Annotated in this window: 1 protein-coding gene; it reads right to left on the reverse strand. The window is 38.5% G+C overall.

Translation table 11 applies throughout. The features are described 5' to 3' along the window. Nucleotides 1-270 (reverse strand): glycerol-3-phosphate responsive antiterminator (locus RYX56_RS22565; RefSeq protein ID WP_317124148.1); only part of this gene is annotated, 270 nt, incomplete at its 3' end.

A 270-nucleotide genomic window follows, 5' to 3' on the forward strand; every position in this document is an offset into this window, starting at 1 on the left:
TAAGGAAGAATCCCCAGCAGAAATGGCTAATGCACCTGCCCTTAACCCTTGCAATATTTCTTTCTTGCTGCTAATTAATCCTCCTGCAATAATCGGTAAATCCACTTGTCTAGTCAATTGATCAATAATGCTGGGCATAAGTCCAGGTAATACTTCGATGGCATCTGGTTTGCAATTTCGACTCATTTCAATCCCTTTTTCGACCGCCGATTTATCAATTAAAAAAATACGCTGGATCGCCATTAGTTTTTCCTCTTTTGCATATTTAAT

Source organism: Alkalihalophilus lindianensis, assembly GCF_032843265.1.
In the GTDB taxonomy this organism is placed as follows: domain Bacteria; phylum Bacillota; class Bacilli; order Bacillales; family Bacillaceae_D; genus Alkalihalophilus; species Alkalihalophilus lindianensis.